16 protein-coding genes are annotated in these 19,873 nt (G+C 51.5%); 12 read left to right on the top strand and 4 right to left on the bottom strand.

Annotation, left to right across the window (positions count from 1 at the left end; all coding sequences use genetic code 11):
* Positions 1–209 precede the first annotated feature (209 nt).
* On the bottom strand, positions 210–2,876 hold the full coding sequence (locus tag R50345_RS30425; protein WP_052414690.1) for a cellulase family glycosylhydrolase: 2,667 nt from the start codon (positions 2,874–2,876) through the stop codon (positions 210–212).
* Between the two features lie 278 nt (positions 2,877–3,154).
* Between R50345_RS30425 and R50345_RS32230 the strand changes: the two genes are divergently transcribed.
* Positions 3,155–3,277, top strand: a complete 123-nt coding sequence (locus tag R50345_RS32230; RefSeq protein WP_269321968.1) for a hypothetical protein — start codon at positions 3,155–3,157, stop codon at positions 3,275–3,277.
* Positions 3,259–3,474 carry a hypothetical protein gene (locus tag R50345_RS21960; protein ID WP_231573871.1) on the top strand — a complete coding sequence of 72 codons (216 nt, stop codon included), beginning with the start codon at positions 3,259–3,261 and terminating at the stop codon, positions 3,472–3,474. The genes R50345_RS32230 and R50345_RS21960 overlap by 19 nt, the downstream gene beginning before the upstream one ends.
* Here the strand turns inward: R50345_RS21960 and R50345_RS21955 are convergent.
* The 3 genes from R50345_RS21955 to R50345_RS21945 all read right to left on the bottom strand — a co-directional run bounded on the left by R50345_RS21955 (position 3,464) and on the right by R50345_RS21945 (position 9,129).
* Positions 3,464–6,301, bottom strand: coding sequence for a GxGYxYP domain-containing protein (locus R50345_RS21955; protein WP_052414689.1), 2,838 nt, complete (start codon positions 6,299–6,301; stop codon positions 3,464–3,466). The two genes, R50345_RS21960 and R50345_RS21955, sit on opposite strands and share 11 nt — an antisense overlap.
* A 190-nt stretch (positions 6,302–6,491) precedes the next feature.
* A complete protein-coding gene (locus R50345_RS21950) occupies positions 6,492–7,325 on the bottom strand; it encodes a response regulator transcription factor (RefSeq protein WP_231573870.1) in 834 nt (277 codons plus the stop codon).
* On the bottom strand, positions 7,285–9,129 hold the full coding sequence (locus tag R50345_RS21945; protein ID WP_042130100.1) for a sensor histidine kinase: 1,845 nt from the start codon (positions 9,127–9,129) through the stop codon (positions 7,285–7,287). The genes R50345_RS21950 and R50345_RS21945 overlap by 41 nt, the downstream gene beginning before the upstream one ends.
* Before the next feature lie 178 nt (positions 9,130–9,307).
* Between R50345_RS21945 and R50345_RS21940 the strand changes: the two genes are divergently transcribed.
* From R50345_RS21940 to R50345_RS21900, 10 genes are all read left to right on the top strand, one after another.
* Complete coding sequence (locus R50345_RS21940) at positions 9,308–10,639, top strand: ABC transporter substrate-binding protein (RefSeq protein ID WP_042132371.1); 1,332 nt, start codon at positions 9,308–9,310, stop codon at positions 10,637–10,639.
* A 41-nt stretch (positions 10,640–10,680) separates the two neighbouring features.
* Complete coding sequence (locus R50345_RS21935) at positions 10,681–11,568, top strand: carbohydrate ABC transporter permease (protein WP_042130098.1); 888 nt, start codon at positions 10,681–10,683, stop codon at positions 11,566–11,568.
* Between the two features lie 12 nt (positions 11,569–11,580).
* Complete coding sequence (locus R50345_RS21930; RefSeq protein ID WP_042130096.1) at positions 11,581–12,393, top strand: carbohydrate ABC transporter permease; 813 nt, start codon at positions 11,581–11,583, stop codon at positions 12,391–12,393.
* 45 nt (positions 12,394–12,438) lie between these two features.
* A complete protein-coding gene (locus R50345_RS21925; RefSeq protein ID WP_052414688.1) occupies positions 12,439–13,074 on the top strand; it encodes a sugar phosphate isomerase/epimerase family protein in 636 nt (211 codons plus the stop codon).
* 277 nt (positions 13,075–13,351) lie between these two features.
* On the top strand, positions 13,352–14,068 hold the full coding sequence (locus R50345_RS21920; protein ID WP_081389062.1) for an MgtC/SapB family protein: 717 nt from the start codon (positions 13,352–13,354) through the stop codon (positions 14,066–14,068).
* A 6-nt stretch (positions 14,069–14,074) separates the two neighbouring features.
* On the top strand, positions 14,075–14,227 hold the full coding sequence (locus R50345_RS31725) for a hypothetical protein (protein ID WP_197069703.1): 153 nt from the start codon (positions 14,075–14,077) through the stop codon (positions 14,225–14,227).
* Positions 14,228–14,262: 35 nt separating this feature from the next.
* Positions 14,263–16,380: a DNRLRE domain-containing protein gene (locus R50345_RS30415; protein WP_052414685.1), complete on the top strand. Its 2,118-nt coding sequence runs from the start codon at positions 14,263–14,265 to the stop codon at positions 16,378–16,380.
* A gap of 145 nt (positions 16,381–16,525) precedes the next feature.
* Positions 16,526–17,734, top strand: coding sequence for a GntR family transcriptional regulator (locus tag R50345_RS21910; protein ID WP_042130094.1), 1,209 nt, complete (start codon positions 16,526–16,528; stop codon positions 17,732–17,734).
* 235 nt (positions 17,735–17,969) lie between these two features.
* Positions 17,970–18,929, top strand: coding sequence for a carbohydrate ABC transporter permease (locus tag R50345_RS21905; protein ID WP_042130092.1), 960 nt, complete (start codon positions 17,970–17,972; stop codon positions 18,927–18,929).
* A 3-nt stretch (positions 18,930–18,932) separates the two neighbouring features.
* Entirely contained in the window at positions 18,933–19,853 is a 921-nt protein-coding gene (locus R50345_RS21900; RefSeq protein ID WP_042130089.1) for a carbohydrate ABC transporter permease, read from the top strand.
* Positions 19,854–19,873 lie beyond the last annotated feature (20 nt).

The following is a 19,873-nucleotide window of genomic DNA, read 5'->3' as shown; positions in this document are numbered from 1 at the left end:
CCGGCCAGTATAGAGATGAGCATATGGTGAAAAGTGAAGAAAATCAGCTTTTATAGTTAATGATCGAATATCATCAAGGCAGTGTTTTGAGACAATGCTTGCAGCAGTTCTTCAAACTTTCTCATAGCAAACCTAAAGAGCAGCAGCCATTTTGCAATAGCAGAGTGGCTGCTGCCCTTATATTAACTCACCGTCAAATTCTCCTGCTCTTAGTTGACTAGGGTAATCCAGAAGGCTTCCCAGGCACCGGCTATCGTTTCGCTGTTGGCCAGCAGCTTGCCGCCTTTATTTTGGTCTGAATTGATGTATTTGCCGTTGGCGGCGGCATAGATACCGTATTGTCCGCCTGAAATACTCTCAATATAGAATCGTTCCCAGCTTCCGATGGTGGTGCTTCTCGCCAATAGCTGGCTGTCTTCATCAACGACAGCGGTCAGATATTGGTTGTTGGCCGCAGAGCGGAAGGAAACCGTGCCGTCACTGTTGTTCACGAGCGTAAAGGTCTCCCAGGCACCGCTATAGGAATCGCGGTTTGCGACCAGCGGATTTTTGCCGCTGTTGTCGGCCGTGACGACTTTGTTGTTCGCGATCGAGGTGAAGCAGTAATTACCGGCAGCAAGGTTGGCGAGACTGGCCTTCTCAATTTTCAATGAAGAGGCTTTATCATTATAACTCCCTAAGGATGATGCATCCTCAAATAAAACCTTGGTTCCCCCGCTATAGTTATCATCATTATATAGAGTTACCTTGTAGCCTTTGGGCACTTTGACAGATGAAATGGCGTCGTTGGACAACCCCTTGCTGACCAGGCTGTTATAGTTATACGTGCCGACTCCAAGCTGGACGGCTTTCCCCTGATAGCCCGCATCCACAAAAAACTCCGCTTTTTTCGAGGCCACACTGTCGTCATAGACCAAGCCCGAGCTGTCACCGACCTTGGTGATTTTGAAGGCTTCCCAGGCACCGTTCACTTGATCCTTGGTCGCTTCCAGTCTGCCGCCATTATCCATATTGGCCTGCACAAATGTGCCGTTCGCGCTGGCTTTGATTCCATAAGTGCCGTCACCCAGGCTGACCAGCTGGAATTTCTCCCAGGTGCCGATGGAGGTGCTGCGGGCCAGTAGCTGGTTGGATTCATCAATCACCGCACATATATATTTCTGATTGGCTTGCGACAGGAAGGAGACACTTCCATCACTGTTGTTTTTCAACGAGAGTGTTTCCCATGCGCCACCAATGGCAGGCCGGATGGCCGCTAGCGGTTCCGCCCCAGCATTATCAGCCGTAACCACGCCTCCATTGGCCACCGAGGTCAGATAATATTCGCCGTCACTGAATGGAGTCGCACCGGCTTTTTCAATCTTAATGGAAGAGGTCTTATCATTGAAATCGCTGAGCTGGGATACATCCGAGGTCAGAACCCGCTGGGCCCCGCCAAAGTTCAGATTCTCGTACAGGGTAACCTTCAGCCCGGAAGGCACCTTGACTGAAGAGATTTTGTCGTTAGGAATTCCGGCCGCCACCATTTGATTCAAATCGTAGGAGCCTGCTCCGAGCATAACGGCAAGCCCGCCATAATTATCGTTTTCGTAGAAGGTAACACCGCCGTCGCCGGTTCCGGGGCTGACCGTTCCAGGCAGATAGGCTTTGATAACATTGTGGATCTTAGCGTTCACGGTTGCGTTTGAGGTGCCGACGCCTGACCATTTCTGACGGATGGTATCCTGGGAGTCGTTATAAATATCCACCTTTTGCGGATTATGGGTGTAAATTCCCCATGAGGAGTTGGTTCCGGTTACTTTGTAGGTCCAGGTCGTCCAGCTCCATCCCTGCTGATTGAAGGATGACATGGTATTCTTCCAGGCATCCTCTTGGTCAAAAGAGGTGAATTCCCCTATATAGGTCGGAACGCCATAGTTGTGGCTTGTGATGTCAGCGACCTTGCTCGCAATATAAGAAGCCTGGCCGGAGGTGCTGGAAACCGCATCCCATGGATAGTAGTGGTATTCATAGACTACATTCGTCCAGCCGTATTGGCTCGGGTTAGGCAAATTGCCTGCATCCCAGCAGGATTCCATAATAACAATGTGATTGGAATCTTTGGCCCGGATCCGTTTGTAGATTTCATTATAGAAATCCCATTGCAGACTGGTGGTGGCTGCGGCTTTGATTCCCGGCTCGTTCAAAATGTCATAACCGGCAACGGCGGGATTGCCGTTGAAATGTTCGGCAATCTTCTCCCATAACGCGAGCGTCTTCTCCCGGTTGGACGGGCTGCCGTACAGCTGATTGCCGTCATTAATTTCGCCTGAATGGTCCATGCCGTTCTGCGAGCCGAAAGCGCCGTGCATATCAAGGATGACATAGATTCCCCGCTGGCTGCAGTTGCTTACGAACCAGTCCAGTCTTTTCCATGCATCCGCTTTCAAATTTCCGTTATCATCGGTCAGATTCATATAAGAAAAGGGCAGCCGGACTACATTCATCCCCATGCCTGCGAGATTATCGAAGTCTTGCGTAGTCCAATAGTTGTCTTCATAGATAGCCACCAGCTGATCTCTCACTGCGGCGCCAAACCGGGACTTCAATGTATCCATCATGGTCTTCTGGTCAGGTGCATTGGTTGGATTCATCCAGTCTTCTTGGACTAGCCAGCCTCCCGCATTGGTCCCTCTTAAATGAACGGTCTCCCCGCTGCCGTTTGCTTTGCGGATAGTGGTTCCGTTCGTTTTTAGAAAGTCCGCGCTTCCCAAGCCTGCTGCAGCATTTGCCGTGGATTCAACTCCGAAACCGATTGCGGAAAACAGCAGACTGCTCAGCATAACCAGACTAAAGAATACCTTTAACTTCTTCCTTGCCGCTCTTTGCTTGTGCATGCTTGATTACCCTCCATTTAATTAGTCTCCTTAATTCCTCATTCCCAGCATGGAATCGTCTTGCTGATTTGTTTCGGAAATTGAGAGGATGAACGGGTTAGTCAGGGGCACCTCCTTAGTCAGAATAGAGAGGTAAATGCAAATATAGATTTATATTAAGGTATATTACGGGTTATGCTATCCGTCTTAAAAGATAGTACATTAGGTCTATAATCAAGATGGAAAGGGCACACAGCATAGCCGCTTTCTCAACGGGTTTGTTTCTAATATCATTTGAAATGGCGTCACTACTGCCGGAAAGATTATGGGGGCTGGCTTTATTGGATATTCCTGATCCCGGGCCATTTTCAGAACGATATCCTTTTTGGGCTATTCGTGCCGAGTGCCGGATGGACATATGAACTGGGGAGATTATTACGATCTGGAGGCTTTGATTCGCCTGCAGGCGGGAATCAAGGCATATTGGTGTTTGCAAGCCGGACAGGTACTGACTCACAGGGAACAGTTGCATATCGGCAAAAACAGACGGGGTGAAGCGGTTGAAGCCGCCTCATCCCGTCTGTTATGGTTTTGCCCGTTTACGGATATTAATTATTGATCACGCTGTCGATCGTCAAGGTCGCCTTGTCCTCGAAGCGCACGCGGTACTCAAGCTTATGTCCGGGCTGGGTATGGTTGAAATCCAGGGTGAAATCCTGATATTGATTGGCGGCTGAGAACTGTTGGCGGGTAAGCTGTCTCTGAATGATGGTCTCGCCGGTAGTCGCATCCCGGACGTCGATTGTGGCGACTACATCATTGTCGGTGCTGTTGTTGTTCACCTTCATGCGGAAGGTGATCTTGTGTGCACCTGCAGGAACGTTGGCATCATAAGGGCCATACAGCATAAAGCCGCTGTTGTCCTGTGCTGGGTCCGCCTGCCAGCCACCTTCAACTGCGCGTCCGATGGTATGGCTGATTACGGAGCCTTCAGCTTCGTATTTGCCGATGTTCTTCGTAATCGTTACCTTGTCGATATTCACAGCGGAGTTGTCGTGATAGTAGGCTCTGAGCTCAAGCTCGTGACCGGTGGTATTATTGAATGCCAGACTGAAATCCTGGTGTAGGCCGCTTGCCTTGAACTGGCTGCGATACACATCGTACGATGTGAGCACTGCGCCAGTTGTGTTGTCCCGCACATCAAGGGTGAGGACTTTGTCGTTGTTGCCGGCCAGTGAATCTATTTTGATCCGGTAAGTTGCCGTCAGCTTGCCTGCAGGATAAGTAGAAGCATACGGTCCCCAGAGCATAAAGCCGGGACTGTCCTGAGCAACGTTTGCTGTCCAGCCATTGTCTTCCGCGCGACCGACACTATGGCTGAACGGGGAAACGGCATAGCTCGTATTCTCGGCTTCCAGGCGCGCGACGAGTGTGTCCGGATCAACCGGCAAACCATTCTGTTCCCTCATTAATTGGAAATAAGTATCGGTACGGACAAAGACGACATTTGGATTGGATGAAAAGCTATTTACTGTGGTGACAAGATCCTCGTAGTTGGTCTGCCATGGATTCGCCTGAATGGAAAGGAAACGCGGCGACTGGCCGTTCCAGCTAGCGATTCCCTGATTGATCTCGTGGATTAATGCGTTTGCAGAGTCGCCATAGTTTACGTTGAGACCTTGTGCAGGCAGCAAACTATTGTAAATGTCAATGCCACCTCCGCTTTGCTGCGTGGTAAGCCCAAGCAGGGAAGGAGCATTGTTGGCAAAACTGTTGCCGACGTTGCCATTTATGCCACCGTTGATGAAATTCCAGATTGTGGCCACCTTCAGGCCGCTGCGCTTCATGTAATCATCGGATTGGGCTATGAACTGGTCAAGGTAGGCCTGGTTGCTCCAGAAATTCGGATAGGTATATCCGATGCCACTCGGCCCTGAGATGAAAGCGTCATTCTCTGTGGCTGTGTTGTAATAATAGTCAAGCACGCCGGGCATTGCATCGAGCATCGCAGGTGAGATAGTCCAGCCCAACGGCACGGTACCACGGCTGGCACTGTCCCAGAGATTGCGGAAGCGGCGTTCCATGTATTGCAGGTTGTCGCCGTCGCTCATGATCAAGGAAACGTAGATTTTATTTTCCAGCGGTATTTTGTTCGGCGTGGGCTTGACGGTGACGGTACGCGATGTGCCGGCAAACACCGTTAAATTGTTGGAATAATCGGCGGCAACCGTTGATATGCCGTATTCCGATACACGCTGCACACCGGAGGCTTCATCCGGCCACCAGCCCATGTATACGGTGCCGGCAGGCATATCGGCTAAGAATTGGCGCAGCAGGGCATCCTCTGCGGGTATTCTCGGGTCGAGCCAAACGACGGAGGCTCCCATGGCGGCGGCATAGTCTCTCAAATGTCCCGGCAGCTTCGGATCGAGGCCGACCAGCACCCGATGCGTTGTTTGCGGCCAGTAATTAGCTTTCAAGTATTCGTAGACCTGGATCTTGGTCGTGAAGTCATTCCTCAGATCTTCGAGAATCGGCAGGTTGTAGGGGGCGGACGTCAGCTTCTGGACCAGCTCAGGACCCGCTACGATACCATTTTGTACAGAGGCAATTGTGGCTGCGAGATTAAGCGTGTCCGGCACATTGTAATCGTAGACAACAATGCCGCTGATCTCATTGCGATATTTGGTTAGAAGCGACCATTTGTCTGCGACATCTGTATACCCGAGTCCCAGCGAGTTCGCCCAGGTGTGGCTCCCCTCTTCCTCGCCGAGTGTGTAAATACGCGGCTGGGATTTAGCCAGCAGCCCCTTCAGGGAGGTGAATAGGTTGGACGCATCTACCAGACTGCGCGGTGAAGATCCAACGCTGGACAGACCGACATAGGAGGTGCCCAGCCAGCGGACCCTGAACTCAAGCGCATGCCCGGCCGTGGCGTTGGTGTAGGTTAACTCGAAGCGCTGGAAGGACCCTGCAGAAGTCCATTCCTGGCGGGTGAGCGTGCGGGTTGCGAGAATCTGATTGGCTGTATAATCGTATACGTCGATCGTGACGACATTATCGTTGTTGGCCGTATTGTTGTCCACGAGCAAATTGTAAAAGGCTGTATTGATGCCGGTCGGAATGTCCGTAGCATAGGGCCCGTAAGCGATCAGCTTGTTGGGTGTGTCCATAGAGGTGCGGGCTGCCCAGTAATCCTGATGATCCTTCGTTGCTGCTAGGCCCGTCTCATGCTGGATTTGCGATCCTGTTGCACCGTAGGAGTAATCAGTCTTAAGACCTATAGCATCCAGCGTAGATGCCGGTGCGGATAAGGTCGGCAGTATTTGTGATGAAGGCCAGGTGACGGCGGCGGAAACGGGGGAAGCGCTGGCGAATATTCCCGTACCCGCAAGTATGATGGTGAAGACTGAGAGAAGCCTATTTCTAAATCCCTTTTTTGGCATAATCAAACTCCCTTCAATTTTTTGAATCCGTTTACATGATGCTGAATTGAAAGTGTAAACACTCCTCTCCAGGAAGTCGGAACATGCACACTCATGCTCACGGTATTAATAATAAATATAAATAACATATTAGTCAATAATACTTTTATATCATTTATGATTAACCATATCATTTGCAACACTAACCAGGCTAGTGATTCTCCTGCTTGCCTATTGTCAGGCTGAGGCTGTTGTCGTAATTGTTGCGGAACGCACCCGGCGTTTGTCCTGTCTGCTGCTTGAAGACGAGCATGAAGTGCTTCGGACTCTGGTAGCCGCATATGCTAGCGACATCGTAGATTTTGAGCGGCGTCTGTGACAGCAGATACTTGGCCCGCTCTATTCTCGCTTGTGTAATATACTCGGAAACCATTGTTTCCGTACACTGTTTGAACAGACGACTGATGTAGGCCGGATGCAGATGGACTAGCTCCGCCAGACTCTGCAGCGTAAGATCACCGTCCAGATTGTCTGCGATATAGGATTTAATTGCAGTGATGACATGCTTGTCGCCATGCTGCGATGCACCCTCCTCAAACATAATGGCTTGTCCGGACGTTTCGCTCTGGATCTGTGGCACAGGTGTGCTCCGGTCAAGCAGACGCTCAAGTGCCAGAAGGAACGCTTTGCGGTTTACCGGCTTCAGCATGAACTCGCCGACACCGATACGGATAGCCTGCTGAGCATACTCGAAATCCCCGTAGCCGCTAATGATCATTAAAGGAACGGAAGGGTAAAGGGCCTTGGCTCTGCGCAAGAAAGTCAACCCATCCATTTCCCGCATCCGAATATCGGAGATGATCAGATCAGGCACATTCGCATGCAGATGCTCTAGTGCCGCTTTGCCATGCTCCTTTTCTGTCACCGCGTATTCACCCGGCAGGGTATGCACGAGTTGAACAATGCCTTTGCGAATGATCTCCTCATCTTCAACGACCAATACTTTACGCAATTGAATCCCCTTCCTTTCCGATTGGGAGCACAATGGTGAAGCAGGCTCCTTTACTGTGCGTCATTTCTATCCGCAAGCCATAGGGTTGACCATAGAGCAGCTTGATCCGCTGATCGAGATTGCGGAGTGCCACTCCGTTTCGCCGTCCTTCCTGCGCGGAGGACAGGGGCTTCTGAATCGTCTCGCCTAGCGAGTCTAGCAGCCGGGCAAGTGCCTGTGCCGTCAATCCCGGACCGTCGTCCCGGACTGTCAATAGAAGCTGCTCGCCCTCCCCGCACGCCGAAATCCACACGTTTCCGCCTTCGGGCTGGTTCTCAATACCGTGACAGATTGCGTTCTCGACGAGCGGCTGCAGCAGCAGCTTTGGAATGAATAGCCCCCCCCCGAGCGCCGGATCGGCATCAATGACGACGTGCAGGCGAGTACCAAAGCGGAGCTGCTGAATGTAGACATAGGACTCGATAAAGGAAAGCTCCATATGCAGCGGAACGAGCTTTGAACGAGTATCAATGGTGTAGCGCAGCAGGCTGCCCAAGGCAGAGACCATATCTGAAATATCGTACTGCTGCAGCTGGATGGCCTTCATATTAATCGACTCGAGCGTGTTATACATAAAGTGCGGATTCATCTGGCTCAGCAGCGCCGCGATCTCGGTATCCCGTTCCTTCACTCCAAGCTCGTACACCTCGCTCATCAGGCGCTCAATCTCCGAAGACATGCGATTAAAGCCCCTGGCGAGCTGACCGATCTCGTCCCGGCTTGTTGCGGGTAGACTTTGCTCGAAGTCGCCTTGCTGCACAAGCTTCATTTTGTTGCGCAGCTCGGTAAGGGGGCGGCTTATCCGGTTGGAGAAGTAAAAGGCCATTAAGACCGCAGCAAGCAGGCAGACGCCGCCGATCCACAGGGACAGCCTGCGCAAGGGCAGTGTCTCCTTGATCAGATTATGGCGCGGGATCAGACTGACCACCTTGAGCCCAGTCTGGTTCGAGGTATGGGTCACAATCAGAAAGGTCTTGCCTCCAATCATCGTCTTCGATACCCCGCTTTCGGCGGTAAAGGAGGAGTCTTTCAGCAGCTCAGACACGTCTATAGCCAGCCCGTCAATATTCTGCTGATAAAACAGCTCTTTGTTTCCATTCAGTACAAGCAGGCTGCCGATCTCGTCGTACTTGAAGTTGACGGCAAGCTGTTCGAAAACATCCAGCCTGAAGTCAACCTTGACGATGCCGAGCGACTCCATGCTGCCGGGTTCGATAATAACGCGCGCCAGCGAAACATAGGGTTTGGGCTTCGTCTCGATCAGATAGTCAGGATAGTGCTGAGGCAGCGCCAACCATGCTCCGTTTGCGTGAATCACTTCTTGGAACCAAGCCTGCTTCCCCCCGGTATAATGAGGCTTGATCAGATAGGGGTCCATATTCGTGAAGACATCGCCGTTATTTGTAATAAAGTGAATTCCGCGTATTTCCGGCCTGAAAAAGGACGAGCCGGCCAGATAGTGGAAGATTTGCGACCGTTCCTGCGCTGTCGGATGAATGTTTGCGTATTCAGAATTTCCGTACTTTTTGAGCAGCCTGACAATCTCCGGATTGTAGAGCGGCAGCATGGACAGCTGCTGTTTTTCCTCAGTGAATACTTTATCCAGGCTTGTGTTGATTTGAACGACGATCTGTACGGCATAGTCAGCTGTTCTCCGCTCAATCGTTTTGGAGAAATCAAGAAACGTCACAACTCCCTGCACACCGAGCGGTACAGAGATAAGGAGGATGAAAATAAGGAGGATTTTGGAGGATAGTGTAAAATGTCTATACCTAAAAAGCTTATAAAGCGTTTGCATATGAATTCCCCCAATGCATAGACTTTGATTTTGATCTTACCATTTCCGCTAATAAAGACAATAGAATTGTAAATGCCGTTAAAAAACCGTACCAAATCTTAAACCAGTGCTATTATATTGTGAAAGCGGATTCAAATATACTGAAGACATATCCAAAGCGAGGGGGAGAAGAATGAAAATGAAAAAATCAATCGAAAGGTTTGTTATGCTAGCGGCGCTCGTTACCATTGTGGGCGGCTGCGGAGGCAACAATGAAGCGGGAAGCGGAACGCTTTCGTCCAGCACGGCTCCGGAGCAGGCCTCCGGCAAGCCGGTCGAGCTTACTTTCTATTATCCGATCCAGGTCGGTGGAGCGCTCACCGCAACGATCGAAAGCATGGCCGAGCAGTTTACGGAGGAGAATCCCGGTATTATCGTCAAGCCCGTCTATACCGGTTCCTACGGCGACACAACACTGAAGACGCAGGCAGCCGTAGCCGGCGGCAATCCGCCGGATGTTGCGGTGCTGCTCGCAGCCGATTTGTTCAGCTTCATGGATATGGACTCGATTATGCCGCTGAATGACTTCATTGCCAAAGACGGCGGAAACGATTTCTTGGATGACTTCTATCCGGCGTTCATGGAAAACTCGCAGCTTGACGGAAAGACTTACAGCCTGCCCTTCCAGCGCAGCAACGTCTTGCTCTATTACAACAAGGATGCTTTCAAGGATGCCGGGCTCGATCCGGAAAAGCCGCCAACCACCTGGGACGAGCTTGCGCAGATGGCTAAGCAGCTAACCAAAGACGGACGCTGGGGGATTGAGATTCCATCGTCCGCGCCGACTTCCTCCACATGGATGTTCTCCGCCTTCGCGATTCAGAGCGGCAAAAACTTGATGAGCCAGGACGGCAAGGAAGTGTACTTTGATACGCCGGAGAACGTGGCGGCGCTTCAGTATTGGGTAGATTTGTCCAAAAAAGACAAGGCCATGCCGGAAAATGTCATCGAATGGGCGACGACGCCTTCCGACTTTCTGGAGCAGACGACGGCCATGATGTTCCATACGACCGGCAATCTGTCCAATGTCCGTCAGAATGCGAAGTTTGATTTCGGGGTGGCGATGCTTCCGCAGAATAAGCAGTTCGGCAGTCCGACCGGCGGGGGCAACCTTTATATTTTCAAAGGGATCAGCCAGGCACGGCAGGAGGCAGCCTGGAAATTCATTAAATTCATGACTGATCCGGAGCGTGCGGCGCAGTGGAGCATCGACACAGGTTATGTGGGCGTCCGCAAGTCTTCCTATGAGACGGATACCATGAAGAAATATACGGAAGAGTTCCCTGCTGCGCTTGTGGCGCGTGACCAGCTCCAATACGCAAAAGGCGAACTGTCGACGCATAACAGCGGCAAGGTGACAGCGGCGCTGAATGACGCTATTCAGGCGGCGCTGCACGGCAAGATAACACCGTCCCAGGCGCTGAAGAACGCGCAGGCGGAAGCTGATAAGGCACTGGAGTCATTCCGGTAAACTGATAGAACGGTTCACAGGATAAGAATGGAGGAATCATCATGTTTAGCTTGCTGAGCAAGAGATGGAGATCGGAGGCGTTCGCTTGGGGACTGCTGGCCCCATCCCTGCTGTTTTTGGCTGTGTTTACGTTTTACCCGATTGGAATCACCGTTGTACAGAGCTTTTTTACGAAGAATCTGGCAGTGCGCGAGCCTGTTTTTGCGGGCTGGGATAACTATTCGCAGCTTTTCTCGGATTCCCTGTTCCACAAAGTGATGATCAATAACTTCTGGTACATGCTCGGTACGGTGCCCGGAGCGCTGGCGCTCGGGCTGATCTTCGCGCTGTTCGCGAACAGGGCGCTGAAATTCCGCGGGTTTGTGCGAGTATCCTTTTTTTATCCCAATGTCGTTCCGATGATCGCTCTGGCCAATGTGTGGCTGTTCATTTATACGCCTGAATATGGTCTGCTCAGCAGGCTGTCGGATGCGCTTAATGCGGGTTATACCGCATGGCTTGGCTCAGAGACATGGGTAATGCTGGCGCTCATCGTGATGATGGTGTGGAAGGAGGCCGGCTACTTTATGATCTTCTATCTGGCAGGTCTGCAGAACATCCCTAATGATCTGTATGAAGCGGCACAGGTAGACGGTGTCAGCAAATGGCGGGCCTTTTGGCGAATCACCTTTCCACTGCTCATGCCGACGACGCTGTTTGTGCTGATCGTTGCTTTGACGAATGCCTTCAAGACAATCGATCAATTGTTTATCATGACGCAGGGCGGGCCGAACAATGCGAGCAATCTGCTGCTCTACTATATCTACCAGCAGGCGTTTTCCTACTGGGACTTTGGCGTCGCCGCGGCATCCACGATCGTCATGATCATACTCATGCTGCTCATCACCGTCCTCCAGTTCAGGCTGGACAAAAAGATCCATTACAGATAGGAGGCAGAACATATGGCCACACTGGGCAAAATATCTTACTCCGCCTTGATTTATATCATCGCGGTCATCTGGGCAATCCCATTGCTATGGGTTATATACATGGCTTTCCGGCCGGAGGACTTGTCGTTGTCAGCGGGCTTCACGTTCCGCTTCACGCTCGAAAATCTGAAGTATGTATGGGGAGCCGCTCCCTTTACGACCTATTTCACCAATACATTAATTATTGTCGTCGGCATTTTCGGCGTTCAATTGATTACGGTGACAATGGCCGCCTATGCTTTCGCCCGGCTGCACTTCACGTGTAAGAATGTCGTCTTTCTGATTTTTCTTGTGCAAATCATGATTCCCGTAGATGTGCTTATCTTCCCGCTGTATACCGTGCTGAAGGATCTGTCGCTGCTCGATACGAAGCTTGGAATCATGATTCCCTATTTCGGCTCCGCGTTCGGTATCTTCCTGCTGCGCCAGTATTTTATGACCATCCCTGCGGATCTCGAGGAGGCCGCAGAGATGGAAGGGGCCTCCAAGTGGCGTATTCTGTGGACGATCTATTTTCCGCTCGCGCGTCCGGTGCTCCTCTCGTTTGGTCTTGTATCGGTCAGCTATCACTGGAATAACTTCGTCTGGCCGCTAATCGTGACGAACTCGGTGGAGAACCGTCCGCTCACCGTCGGGCTTGCCTTGTTCGCCAAGGCTGCGGAGACGGGCGCACAGTGGTCGGTCACAAGTGCGGCGACGCTGCTCGTTATCGTACCGCTGCTGCTCGGCTTCCTGTTCTTCCAGCGGAAGTTCATTAACAGCTTCGTCAGTTCGGGCATCAAGTGAGGAAATTGAAGACAAACATTAATGTATAAGTGGGAGGAAACGAATATGGCTGAATGGCTACAGAAGGATTACAGCATTTCGACTTTGACCTGGATCGGCCTGCCGCTCACGGAGGCGTTGAACCGGCTGACCGCTTCGGGCTGGCGCCATATCGAGATTATGGTCGAGGACGGCCACCGAGAGCTGCTTGACTGGAGCGAGACGCAGCGGACAGAGCTTGAACGCTGGAGCAGGGAAGAGGGCATCTCCTGGTCGGTGCACGCTCCTATCCATGGGGTAAACGCCTGCGCGTCCGACCCTGAGACGATCGAAGCGGGTCTGGCAACGCTGAAGCAGGCGATCGGCATCGCGCATAGGCTGGATGCCGCCTACGTAGTGCTGCATCCAGGCGAGTATAAACGTGCTATCCCGGATGTCGCCACCGATCCGGACGGCTATGCGGCGGCGCGTGCGGATTGTCTTTCCCTTTGCGCATTGTTCTTAAGGAGGCTGATTAATGAGACGGGCGGCGAGGCAGGCATACCGCTCGCGCTGGAGAACGTACCGCCGCGCCCCGACCGCTTCGGCTCGGACTGCGGATTTCTGCTGGAAGCAATTGCCGCAGCAGGCACCTCGCGAGTGCGCATTCTGCTTGATGCCGGGCATGCGCATTTGTGCGGGCCGGGCCGGGCCGGGCAATAGCCGAGCTGCGCAAGTGCAAACCTCTGCTGATCGGCATGCATATCGGCGACAACCACGGCGAGCGGGATGAGCATCTGGCCGTCGGCAGCGGTACAGTTCCGTACCGCGAGCTTGCCGCTGAGCTAGGAGAGGACGGAGAGCGGCTCATTTGGGTGCTTGAGACGGGCAATGAAGCGGCGGCTGCCGCATCGCTCAATCCGCTGGAAGCTTGGCGGGCACCGCACCGGGCTGCCCGGGGGGATTCGCTGCCCGAGCATGAGCCTGGCGGCGGAGGGGCATGACGGTGCTGACGAACCATCCGGAGTTATGGCATATCAGCATCTACGAGCTGAGCCTCCGGATTCTTATCTCTATCCTGCTGGGCGGCATTATCGGATGGGAGCGGGAGCGCGGTCAACATCCGGCTGGCTTCCGCACGCATATTCTCGTCTGTGTGGGTTCGACACTCATCACACTGACATCGATCTACGGCTTCGCGCAATTTGCCTACGAAACCAATGTCCGCATGGACCCTGCACGGCTGGCCGCGCAGGTGGTGAGCGGCATCGGATTCCTCGGTGCAGGTACGATCATGCGGCATGGCGGCAACGTTTCGGGTCTAACAACGGCCGCATCCCTGTGGGTGGTCGCAGCTATCGGCATCGGAACTGGCGCGGGCTTCTATTATGCGTCGGCGCTGACAACCGTTATCGTATTTGTCAGTCTGTTCATCCTGAACATCATAGAGAAGAAATGGTTGAGAGCGGGGCGCAAGGAGGAGTATTCAATTCTGCTTGATGAGGATGGGGATATTGAAGCCTTTTTTCGGTTTTTATCCGACGAGCATATCGCAATCCATTCCATGAAGGTGGAACGCAGCAGAGCGGAATCGGTCATCCAGATCGACTTTGTCGTGAAGAATGGCAAACGGGAAGTCAAAGAGAAGCTTGCTTCGATGGTTGCTGGCAAGCCGGGATTCCTGAATGTCGAAGTGAACCGTACCTTTCAGTCCTGATCTTGCGTGGGCATAGAGTCTGACAGCTGTGAGTTGAGGCGGGACGCGTATTGGGGAGTTGAACAACGGAAGGGAGGCGAGGCAGAGACGGCCAAGAAGACAGGAGAGGCTGGACTAAGCCGGTCCGGCGACCGGAAAAGCGTAAATGTTGCTTTGTAATGTATCTATTTTGTGTAGCAAAAGGAGGAATTTTCATGAAGACGCGTAAAAAGAATTCGTTTTCCCGCAAGCTGTTCCTTTATGCTTGCAGCATGCTGATTGCTGCATCCGCCTGGGGGGGGACTGGCGCACCGAAAGCAGATGCGCTCAGCGCCCCTGCATTGCTGACCCAGATGCTGAGTCCGGATGGTTCGGTTATGATTGCCGCTCACAAGGGCGATTGGCGCGGGCATCCGGAAAATTCGCTGTCCGGCATTCAATCCGCCATTGACATGGGCGTCGAGATGGTGGAAATCGATGTTCGCAAGACATCGGACGGCAAGATCGTGCTGATGCACGATCCCGACGTGAATCGGACAACAAACGGTACAGGCGACGTCATGAATCTGACACTCGCGCAGATCAAGGCACTCAAGCTTCGTGAAGGGCAGGGGGGATCGGGCGCAGCGCTGACTAATGAGACGGTGCCGACACTTGAGGAAACGATGAATCTTGCGAAGGGCAAGGTGCTGGTCAACCTCGACAAATGCTGGGATATTCGAGACGATGTCTGGAATGTGCTGGTCAGCACCGGGACGACCGCCCAGGGGGTGTTCAAGAGTACGGCCTCTAATACAGTCGTGGATTCCTGGCTCGACTCGAAGTCTCCGCGTCCTCTGTATCAGGCGGTCATTACGGATTCCGACAACAACCTCTCCGATCTGGATGCACTTATCGCCGGTGCGAACCCGGATCTGTACGAGTTGGTGTTTGAATCCGAATCCAGCGCCGTCATCTCCAGTACTACAGTGAATAAAATCGCTAACGCAGGCAGAAGAGTCTTCGTTAATACCTTATGGGCATCCCTTAACGCCGGACACACCGATGATATGTCCGTCAGCAATCCGGACAGTGGCTGGGGATGGGTCATCAACAGGGGGGCTGGTTTCATTCAGACAGATCGCCCGGCACAGCTTGCCGCGTATCTGAATTCGCGCGAGCCGCTGGAGTCCGGCTGGGCATCCAAGGATATCGGCGCGGTGGGTGCGAGCGGCAGCGCGGGGAGCCGCAACGGACAGTTCACGCTGAGCGCATCCGGATTCGACATCTGGACGGCGGCCGACCAGTTCCGCTTCGTGTATAAGCCGGTTGCGGGGGACGTGACGATTACAGCCCGGGTCAAGAGCCAAGACAACACGAGTGAATGGGCAAAAGCAGGAATAATGATTCGCGAATCGCTCGACCCAGGCAGCAAATTCGCCGATGTCGTCGTCACGCCTGCTCACGGAATCAACTTCCAGCGGCGCCCTGCGACGGGCCAGAATTTATCCAATACGACAGGGTATACGGACGAGGCATCCGGCGGAACGGGCTACTATGTGAAACTTGTGCGGAGCGGCAATACATTCACGGCGTTCGCTTCGGCAAGCGGCAGCTCATGGACACAGATCGGAAGCGCCGTGACGGTATCAATGACCGGCACCATCTATGTCGGATTGGCCGTAACCTCGCATGATAACAGCAAGGTCGGCAGCGCGACTTTCGACAATGTGGCAGTTGCGCCGGCGAGTCCGTATACGTTTACGACGGTGTCTCTACAGCAAGGTGTTTCCGGCTACACCGACACGAGGGATGCGCATGTGCTGGAGAATTATCCCGACCGCAACACGGGAGCAAACGGGGAGCTGGAGATTGCCTCCTACTCAGGTGCTGACACGGACGAGAAACAAGCGTTAATCCGCTTCTCGATCCCGTCCTCGATCCCGTCTGGTGCGATCATTACCAGCGCGCAACTGCGTGTAAAATTAACCGGAACGCGTAACGGAACTGTCAAAAAGACTGTGGGTGTAAAGGAAGTAACCGCTGCTTGGAGCGAAGGGACGGGAACGGGGATTGACGGACAGTCCGTGGCAGGCGTTAACTGGAACAACAAGCCGGGGTATGGGACTGCCACGATTGATCAAACAACAGTCAGCAGCACCAAAAATGCATGGTATACGTTTAACGTAACGGATCTGGTGCAAAGCTGGGTAAACGGCACCAAGACGAACAACGGCTTCGTTCTGCTTGAGAATATTGTGAACAGCGCATCCGGAACCAAGGATTTCGCATCCGCGAACAACGGCAACACGGCCAACCGGCCGGGCCTGATCATTACGTACCGGCTGCCATGAACCTGGACGGCCGATCCTGCCCTAGATTCAGAGCAGGATTGGTCATTTTTTTTTGTCCCTATCCAATAATTTAAGCGGCTGTGTTTGACTAAATGCTATAAATGATATAATATCCTTATATAATGTTTATGAGGAGAAATGATTTATGCAGAATGAAAGGCAGCCGCTTTATATACAAATTCAAGAATATTTTCGCCACCGGATCTCGAATTCGGAATTGAAGGTGGGTGAGAAAATTCCGTCCGAGAAGGAACTTATGGAGCAATTCGATGTCAGCCGTATTACCGTAGCCAACGCGCTCATGCAATTGGCGAAGGATGGGTGGATCTACCGGGTACCCGGTAGAGGGAGTTTTGTTCAAGGGAATCAGGAGGAAGCCGAAGAAAGTTTGACGGAAGAGGACAGCAAGCCTCCGGCTGCTCCGGAGGTTATGATTAATACGAAGAGTCGTTATTTAGGAAATAAGATGGAGAGGAATGCTTCAGAGAACAAGACGAAAAGACTTGGATTGATCGTCCCCTATTTAATCGATTACTTCTCGCTTCGTCTCATTCAGGGAATTAATAGAGTGCTGGAGAAGAGTGAATACAGTCTCTGCATTGTACAGACCTATAATAGGATTGAGCGTGAGGAAGCTACGATTCTAGAGCTTGTTCGGGATGGTGTGGAAGGATTGATCATTTTCCCCTGCGATACGGAAACCTACAACGAGGAAGTCCTGACGTTGAAGCAGAATAAATATCCATTCGTTCTGATCGACCGTTATTTTCATGGTGTGGAGACCAATAGTGTTCGTTGTGACGGTCTGGTTGGCGGCGAAATGGCAGTGGATTATCTGTGGAATCTTGGGCACCGTGACATCGCGATCTGTTCCGATTCGCCATTTCCAACGATTACAGTGGAGGACCGGATCAGCGGCTACATGGAAGGACTGAAGCAGAAGGGAGCGCTGATCAATCCCTCGCTTATTCTTACTGATTTTTTGGTGGAGTACAAGGGTGTCGATCCTGAGCATCCGCTGTACCGCTTCATCAAGAACCGCATGGCTACTGCCTTCATTACCTTGAACAGCAGGCTGGGGCTTCATCTCATGGCTATTTGCCGGGAATTGGGGCTCAGAGTGCCGGAGGATATCTCGATCCTGACGTTCGACGACCCCTCTCCGGGAACGGATGAAAGCGGCTTTGTATCTTATATCTCGCAGTCAGAAGATCTTATGGGTGAGGAAGCGGCGCGCATTCTGACCACACTGCTTGCAGATAAGGCTGCCGAGCAGGATCATAAGTATCATAAGATTCTGTTGCAGCCAAAGCTTGTTGAACGCCAGTCCACTGCAAAATACCTTCGTAACTAATCTGCTCTTTATAGTACAAAACAAATAATCATTAACGCTCAATTTCGAAGGAATTCGTAGAGCGTTTTTTTATTATTTATTACATCTACGCGTAATAAGTCCAATGTACTGGTGGTAGGATAATTATCTTAATTATATTGACATATATAATATATTGATTATATATTATATTAGAGGCATGAAATGTCTGCAGATGTGTTATGTCTAATCTTATAGTTACATGGAGGTAGCGGATATGGGGAGAACTGCTCAGGTGCTGGGAGCTTCAACCAAAGTAAAGCGGCGCAAAAAGAGAAATCAGGATGCGATAATCGCCGCTGTCATTCTAATTCCAATGTTTGCTTTTTGGTTATTGGTTTCTGGATTTCCGACGGTTTTTGGTTTTTTTCTTGGATTTTTTCATTGGGTGGGCCTAAATGACACACCTACATTTGTGTGGTTTGATAACTTCATCGCCTTCTTTAAAGATCCGCTCTATACAGGTGCTTTATGGCGTTCTATCTGGCTTGGGGTGTTGGTAACGGCTGTTACCCTGCTCTCGGGGTTCGGCGGGGCGATGCTAATGAACATGCCGCTTATGGGCAAGGGGATATATCGCTCACTTTGGTATGTTCCTGCAGTGACCTCAACCGTAGCCACCACTCAGGTGTTTAACATGCTGCTGGATACGAACAATGGCGTCATCAATAATATTCTGAAGGCCGTGGGTAAAGATCCGATCATTTGGCAGTATTCGGTAGGATGGGGTATATTTTGGATTGTGGTCTACTCCGTCTGGAAGGGTGTAGGGGCTGCCGCTCTGCTCTGGCTGGCCGGTCTTCAATCTGTAGACCCGGTTCTGTATGAAGTAGCGGGTATTGATGGAGCCGGAAGATGGCAGAAGCTGAAGGCTGTTACGCTGCCGTCGTTGAAACCGATTGCAACCTATATTGTGATTACAAGCGTGATTGCGGCAATACAGATTTATGAACAGGTGCTGTTCATCACCAATGGTGGACCATACAGCCAAACGGAGGTTCTGGTGTTCCGGATTTACAGGGACGGATTTTGGGATTTCAACATGGGAATGGCAGGCGCTTCCTCTGTGATTATGGCGGCCGTTGTCATCTTGGTTACTGTGTTCTATTACCGCTGGTCCACCAATTCGGACAAACAAAACACAATCCCTATCAAGAAGCACAGAAAGGAGAAATAAGAAATGTCCGATATATACACGCAAAGGTTGAAGCGCCAGTTTAAGCCGAGCCATTTACTGGGTCATATCATTCTGCTGGCAGTAGGGCTTGTTCTGCTGTATCCGCTTATTTTTATGATTATGGTCGCATTTTTTAATAAAGTGGAGTTTGCCTCCACGCTACTGGATCTATTTCCTGTTCCGAAAAACCCGACGCTTCAAAATTATAAATCACTGTTCGTGGGCAGTAATGATGCTAAAATTCTGCTCTACATCCGAAACTCAGCACTTCGTGCGGTTTATATGACGTTCTGTGCAATTATGACCTCATTCTTAGCCGGTTATGTGTTCGCCCGGCTGCATTTCAAATGGAAGGAAGGTCTGTTCCTGCTCCTGTTGGCTACTCAGATGATTCCGGCGACAATGGCTATTATTCCAACCTATCTGGAATATGCCCGGTTTCCATTTGCCGGTGGCAATGACATTTTTACGGGAGGGACCGGAATTCTGAATACCTGGTGGGTCTATTTGATCGGCGGGCCGGCCATCAACATCATGGGTACCTTCCTGGTGAAGCAGTCTTTGGAGAAGGTGCCGGTGGAATTGGATGAAGCGGCCAAAATTGATGGCTGCGGCACGATCCGTTTAATTTTCCAGATTTTATTTCCTTTGCAGCTTCCTATTATGGCATATATAGCAATTACGACATTTTTGACAGTCTGGAATGATTTTCTGACGCCTTACTTCTATACGACCAGTGATAATCTGCAGATGCTTACTTCCGCGATAACCCGATTATCCTCTGTGTCCGTAACCGTTGGCCTGGTCAATTATCCATTAATCATTACCCTGAGTCTGGGGCTTACTGTGCCGGCGCTCCTGATCTTCTTTTTCTTACAGAAATATATTGTGCAGGGCTTGGCAAACACGGGGATAAAAGGCTGATAATATTTTTTTGAAAAATA

It is taken from the genome of Paenibacillus sp. FSL R5-0345, from assembly GCF_000758585.1.
GTDB lineage: Bacteria > Bacillota > Bacilli > Paenibacillales > Paenibacillaceae > Paenibacillus_AQ.
The sequence above is the reverse complement of the archived record's forward strand: the minus strand, read 5'-3'. Positions and strand labels throughout refer to the sequence as shown.